At 60.7% G+C, this 6,389-nt stretch carries 6 protein-coding genes and 1 pseudogene; 1 reads left to right on the top strand and 6 read right to left on the bottom strand.

Translation table 11 applies throughout. The features are described from left to right. A pseudogene (locus tag AC5E6N_RS11285) lies at positions 1 to 558 on the top strand (glycine dehydrogenase (aminomethyl-transferring)); the annotation flags it as partial. A gap of 16 nt (positions 559 to 574) precedes the next feature. Here AC5E6N_RS11285 and lpxB read toward each other — a convergent pair. From lpxB to bamA, 6 genes are all read right to left on the bottom strand, one after another. Beyond that, a complete protein-coding gene (gene lpxB, locus AC5E6N_RS11290; RefSeq protein ID WP_491747915.1) occupies positions 575 to 1,786 on the bottom strand; it encodes a lipid-A-disaccharide synthase in 1,212 nt (403 codons plus the stop codon). Next, positions 1,779 to 2,663 (bottom strand): LpxI family protein, encoded by an 885-nt coding sequence (locus AC5E6N_RS11295; protein ID WP_491747916.1) that lies wholly within the window; start codon positions 2,661 to 2,663, stop codon positions 1,779 to 1,781. Before AC5E6N_RS11295 ends, lpxB begins: the two co-directional genes overlap by 8 nt. Positions 2,664 to 2,669: 6 nt before the next feature. After that, positions 2,670 to 3,482, bottom strand: a complete 813-nt coding sequence (lpxA, locus tag AC5E6N_RS11300; RefSeq protein WP_491690835.1) for an acyl-ACP--UDP-N-acetylglucosamine O-acyltransferase — start codon at positions 3,480 to 3,482, stop codon at positions 2,670 to 2,672. Beyond that, positions 3,479 to 3,958 (bottom strand): 3-hydroxyacyl-ACP dehydratase FabZ, encoded by a 480-nt coding sequence (gene fabZ / locus AC5E6N_RS11305; protein WP_491747917.1) that lies wholly within the window; start codon positions 3,956 to 3,958, stop codon positions 3,479 to 3,481. The genes lpxA and fabZ overlap by 4 nt, the downstream gene beginning before the upstream one ends. An 84-nt stretch (positions 3,959 to 4,042) precedes the next feature. Then, on the bottom strand, positions 4,043 to 5,020 hold the full coding sequence (locus tag AC5E6N_RS11310; RefSeq protein WP_491747918.1) for a UDP-3-O-(3-hydroxymyristoyl)glucosamine N-acyltransferase: 978 nt from the start codon (positions 5,018 to 5,020) through the stop codon (positions 4,043 to 4,045). Positions 5,021 to 5,116: 96 nt separating this feature from the next. Beyond that, positions 5,117 to 6,389 (bottom strand): outer membrane protein assembly factor BamA (bamA, locus tag AC5E6N_RS11315; protein ID WP_491747919.1); only part of this gene is annotated, 1,273 nt, incomplete at its 5' end.

Here is a 6,389-nt window from a genome sequence, read left to right on the forward strand (position 1 = left end):
GCCGGACTGAAAAGCGCCTCGGAAATGGCGATCCTCTCCGCCAACTATCTGGCCGCACGCCTTGAGGGAAGTTTCGACATTCTTTATCGCGGACATGAAGGCCGTGTTGCGCATGAGTGTATCGTCGACACCCGGCCCTTCAAGGAGAGCGCCGACGTGAGCGTGGAGGACATCGCCAAAAGGCTCATCGATTACGGCTTTCATGCGCCGACCATGTCGTGGCCGGTCGCCGGAACCTTGATGATCGAACCGACGGAATCCGAACCGCTGGCGGAACTTGACCGCTTCTGCGACGCCATGCTTGCGATCCGCGAGGAAATCGGCCGCATCGAAACCGGGGAATGGAGCCGGGAAGACAATCCGCTGGTCAACGCCCCGCACACCGCCGCCGAAGCGATTGCCTGGAAACACGGATATGACGCCATGCGCGCCGTTGCGCCGGCCGGGCCTGCTCAACTGGCCTCGAAATACTGGCCGCCGGTCGCACGGGTGGACAATGTGTTCGGCGACAGAAACCTGGTGTGCACCTGCCCGCCCATCGAGCAACTGGCGAGCTAGGGCAAATCCGTTGCGGTCAAGCGATGGTTGCCGGGCCGACAAGTCCGGCGACGACGTTCGCCGCGATATCGGCCGGCGGGCTGCTGACCGTCATCCTCTCGCGCACAAGGTCAAAGCCGATGAGCATTTCATGCCGCTCGGGCGATTCATGCAGGAGCCGCTCCAGGCGCCGCGCGATCAGCGGCGGCCTGATCATGCGGGCCATATACTCGTTTACGATCGGGTAGTCCGCAATGAAGTTCGGCAGAGCGGCAGTCCATGCGGTAATGCGATGGACAATCAGCATGGACAACGGATCAACCCGATAGGCCGATACACACGGTACGCCGACCAGTGCAAGTTCCAGCAAAACGGTGCCGGACGCGGCAAGTGCCCCGTCGGCCTGGGCGAATGCTTCAATCTTCTCCTCGGCGGTCGTGGTCACGTGGACGGGCACGGTCCAGCCGGCGACACCCGCCCTCACCTTCTCTTCAAGCCGCGGCAGGGTCGGTATCTGAAACCGCACATCAGGCATTCGTTCGGCAAGAAGGTGCGCCGTTTCGGAAAAATCGGGCAACAGCCGCTTGACCTCGCCTCGGCGTGAACCGGGCATAATCAGGCACAAAGGTTCCTCCGAGACCGGTTTTTCCGGAGATGGGGATCGGGCCCGCCGAGAACGCTGATGGGACGCGGCCGCAAGCAGCGATGAATCGGTCGCGAGCCGATGGCCCACATAGGTCAACGGCGGACCGCCCAGGCGGCGCACTTCTTCCGCCTCGAACGGAAAGATCGACAGAACATGGTCGACATAGGCTGTCATCCGCGGCGCACGCTCCGGTTTCCAGGCCCACACGGTCGGACAGACATAGTTGACGATCGGCAGTTGCGGCAAAGCGGCGCGTACGCGACGCGCGACCCGGTGGGTGAATTCCGGACTGTCTATAATGACCAGTATGTCCGGCCGGGCGGCTATGACGGCCTTTGCCGCCCGCCTCAAATGCATCAGCAGCCTGGGAAGCTGCGCCACAATCTGACCGACGCCGACGATCGACAAATCATGGTAGTCGAACAGAGACTTCAGACCCTGCGCCGCCATTGCTTCGCCTCCGACGCCGATCAGTTCAACCGCGCCATAATGTTCGCGCAGCGACGCTATGAGGTCCGCACCCAGCAGATCGCCCGACGGTTCACCGGCGAGGATTGCGAGCTTGAGTGGCCGGGAGGCCGTGGGGGAATTGTGTTCAGCCATTTTTTGCCGGTTGCTCGCGGTCGACGCCGATGACAAAGAGGCCGAGCCGGTCGGCCTCGCGAACCACCGCCTCGCGGTCCAGAACAAGCGCTCTGCCTGCATCGACGGCTATACCGGACAGACCGGCCGCATGAACGTTGATGACCGTGTCCGGCCCGATAGACGGAAGGTCGGCCCGCTCATCCTGCTGCGGCTTGCACAACTTTACCAGAACACCCCTGCGTTTGGCCGAGATGCGGCCAATTGACCTCAGATCAGCGACACGGGCCAGCATTGCGTCAGTGCCTTCCGCGCCTTCAAGGGCAACGATGCGTCCACCCACCGCCACTGCGCCCTGTCCGACATCCAGCGCGCCGAGTGCATTGGCGCCGGCACATCCCGCCGAAATATTCGCCCGGTCGGTCTTGCCGGGCTTGTGTTTGGTGATCGGGCCATACTCAGCCAGGAGATCCGGCACCACCTCGTGCGCGCCGACGACCCGGCATCCGGCTGATTCGATGATCGGGATCACCACACGAAGAAGCTTGTCGTCTCCTGCCGACGAAAGCGCCCTGATGACCCTTGGAGCAAATCTCAGCAGGTTGAACCAGCCACGCAGTTCATCGATTTCCGGACGGCGGTTCACACCGCCCGACATGACGACCCGGTCGATATTGTTTTCACGCAGCAGCGCGTGAACACGGCCGGCATCGCCCAGCCCGACCTCGACCTGATCGAATTCAGCCGGGATTTCCGTAGCCTCCCCCTTCAGGCCGATAATGAGCGGATCATCGCCATTATGCCGCGATGCCCGGGCGATATCGATCGGCAGCCTGCCACGGCCCGCAATGATGGCCAACCGCGCTTTTCGAGCAGGCTTTCGGTCGACCGTATCCATTGCCTCTCAAGACCTCTTTTCCTTCGCCGCGGAGGCAAGTCCCCTGTGACTGTCCGCATCGATGAAAGCGAACAGATCCTTGAGCGCCGGCAATTCCTCACAGTCATACCGGATTGCTTCCAGATTCTCACGCACGGTTCCCGCGCCGTGAAATATCTGTTTAAAGACCCGCCTCACAGTGTGCACCTCTGCCTTGTCCATGCCGGAACGCGACATTCCGATCACGTTGAGACCGCCGAGGATGCCAGGATTGCCGTTCAGCATTCCGAAAGGAATGACGTCCAGAGAGCATGCTGCCAGGCCGCCGATAAAAGCATGATGACCGATGCGACAGAACTGGTGAACCGCCGCTCCGCCACCCATGATGACCCGGTCACCCACTTCGACATGACCGCCAAGCATGACGTTGTTGGACAGGATCACGTTGCTGCCGACCTGACAATCATGGGCGACGTGTGAATAGGCGAGAAAAAGCGACTGATTGCCAACCGAGGTCACGCCCGCCGCATCCGGCATGCCCGTGTGCATGGTCACGCCCTCGCGAATGACACAATCCGTGCCGATTCGAAGCTCGGTCTCCTCACCGCTGTAATTGATGTTTTGCGGTTCCGCGCCGAGTGCCGCGCCATGAAAAACCGCGGTTCGGGCGCCGATACGTGTCCGCCCCGTGACAACCACATGGCTGATCAAACGGACGTTATCATCCAGCACAACCTTGCTGCCGACATAGCAGAACGGGCCGATCTGGACATTTTCACCGATTTGCGCTCCGTCTTCCACAATGGATGACGGGTGTATGACAGCGGATGCTGCGATCATCTGGCAGAGCCTTCCTTGTCGCCTTCAACAAGCATCGCGCCAACATCGGCTTCGGCAACTTTCGTGCCCTCAACAATCGCTTCGCAATGGAACTTCCAGATCGTTCCGCGCTGTTTGAGCTTCTTTACGTGATATTCAACCCGGTCGCCGGGCACCACGGGCTTGCGGAACCGGGCATTGTCGATTGTCATGAAGTAGACGATATTTGCCTTGGACGACTGGGTTCGGGCACAGATCGCGCCGGCCGTCTGGGCCATGCCCTCAATCAGAAGGACACCCGGCATGACCGGGTTTTCCGGAAAATGCCCGGCAAAATGCGGTTCGTTTGCGGTGACATTCTTTATGCCAATTGCGGATTCATCGGCATCTATCTCGATGATCTTGTCGACAAGCAGAAACGGGTAGCGATGCGGAAGCAGTTTCAGGATCTCGTAGAGATCAACGCTGTCCAGAACACTTTTTTCACTTTCAGTCATCCGTTGGATCCCCTTTCAAAACCCGTCGCCCATCGGGCAACCGCCCGTTCAATCCGCGCGCCGCAAAGCCGGTTTCGTGGATTGTCATGTTGCGTCGTCCTGACCGGCACCGGCGTCAATGTCGCCGGCAATTCTTGCGTGTGCCCGGATCGTGGCATGATCAGCGACCGATACTCCAGCGGCGATATCAGCATGGCTGGCAACAATGCAAGCCCGGCCGATGCGCACGTCGCCACCTATGCTGACGAGATTGCCGATCTTCGTTGTGTCGCCAATGACGGTGTCGTCCAAAGTGCCGCGGTCTATTGCAGCGTTGGCGCCGATCTCCACCTTGTCCTGAACGATCACGCGTCCGATCTGCGGGACCCTCAGTGACTGTTCGGCCATTTCGACATAATGATGCGCGCCCTCACCGATACGCACGCCCGCATGCACGAAGACGCCGTTGCCGATCAGGGCGTTGTGCACCGAGACATGGGCGGAAAGGACACAGTGTCTTCCAATCCGGCACCCGGGCCCGATGACAGCACCGGGGCCGATATCGGTATCTGCCCCTATATGGGCGCCTTCGGCTATAACGGCGCCGGCCGCCACGGAGACCTGCCCGTCTTCGAGCACAGCCCCGGCATCAACAAGGGCCTGTTGCGAAACGGAGGGCCGTTCGCGTGTTCCCGGGCCCCTGCCGGCATCCGCATAGAGCAACCGCAACGCTGCCGTGAATGCGTGGAACGGGGTCTCGGAAACAAGAGCGGCACAGTCGGCTGGAACCATCGGCGCCACGGTTGCCGGGCAGACGATGGCGGCCGCCTGAAGCATGGCCAATTGATCCGTGCCATCTTCCGGCAGAAAAACGCACAAATCCCGTTCACCGGCGCGGGACATTGGAGCCGCGCCCGTCACGATCCGCTCGTCACCATCGTCGTGAAATGACAGCTCCGCGCCGATATGTTCAGCCAGCGCGGCGACTTTGATTCCACGTGTGACGGGGATTCCACGTGCGACGGGGATTCCACGTGCGACGGGGATTCCACTGTGACGGGGGAGAAAACGAGTGTCGTCCATCTTACATGCATTCAGGGCCTGCCGTTAGAGACAGGCCCCGCCATCGGCTCACAACACAGCGCGTTTCACGCGCGAGAATGAGCGAACTGTCTACAATCAGAACCTTCCGGCTGTACCGAAGCGGAATGTCTGTGTCTCGTCAAACGATTCCTTCACAATCGGGAAGCCAAAATCCACCCGGAAAGGGCCGAACGGGGATGACCAGATCACACTGCCACCCACCGATGCGCGCCACTGCATATCCAGCCCGTTTACAGTTGTTCTGGAAAGGTCCAGGTCGCTGCCGTAAAGGGTCGCGGCATCCGCGAAGAAGGCGCCGCGCAGTCCAAAATCTCTCGGGAGAATCGGAACCGGGAACCCGACTTCCGCGGTGGCGTTGAAGTAGGTGGTGCCGCCGAGCGCGTCGCCATTCAGGTCGCGCGGGCCGATGCCCTGGCTTTCGAAGCCGCGGATCGTTTCACCGCCGATGAACAGCTGGTCGAACACGCGCAGGTCGCCGGATGTGGAGGTAACGTAACCACCGCCGGCACTCACCAGACCGATAATGTCGCCATATTCGGAGATCGGGTGGTAGTAGCTGCCCCGGGCGGTAAATTTGACGAACTGAGCATCACCACCCAGACCGGCGAACTCACCGGTCATGCGGGCAAAGATGCCCTCCCTCGGCAGACGCTTGTCGTCGATCGTGTCGAAGATCAGCGAATTCGAGATCGACGATTTGACCCAGGGGCTGTTGTCGATGGCGTCCTGAATGGGAGCCGACAGGATTGCGGTGGTATCCGGATCGTATTCCTCGCGGGAATAGTTATAGGCCACAACCGTTCGCAACCGGTCGGTTATGGGCGCCGCAACGCGGAACGTCACACCGAGTGTGTCGATATCGTAGTTATCCTGCGAGGTGTCCTCGGTCTTGGCGACGTCAAAGCCTGCAGCCAAACGGTATCCGAGGAAATAAGGCTCGGTGAAGGAGAACCGGTAGGTCCTTGTGTCGACACCGCCGCCCACGGCAACCTTGATGAACTGGCCGCGGCCAAGAAAGTTGCGTTCGGAGATGCCGAGTTCCGCCGTCGCGCCGGACGATCCGGTGGAGTAGCCGGCACCGATTGAGAACTCGCCGGTGGCCTGATCCTTCACGTCCACGATGACAACCACACGGTCCGGTTCGGATCCGGGTTGCGTGGTAATGTTGACGGACTGGAAGTAACCGAGAGCCTCAAGCCGCCGCTTTGCGCGCCGGATCAGAACCTGGTTGAAGGCGTCGCCCTCACTGATATCGAACTCTCGGCGGATGACGTAATCCGCAGTCCGCGTATTGCCGCGAATCTCGATCCGCTCGATATAGGCGCGCTGTCCCTGGTCGATCAGATAG

It is taken from the genome of Hoeflea sp., from assembly GCF_984452065.1.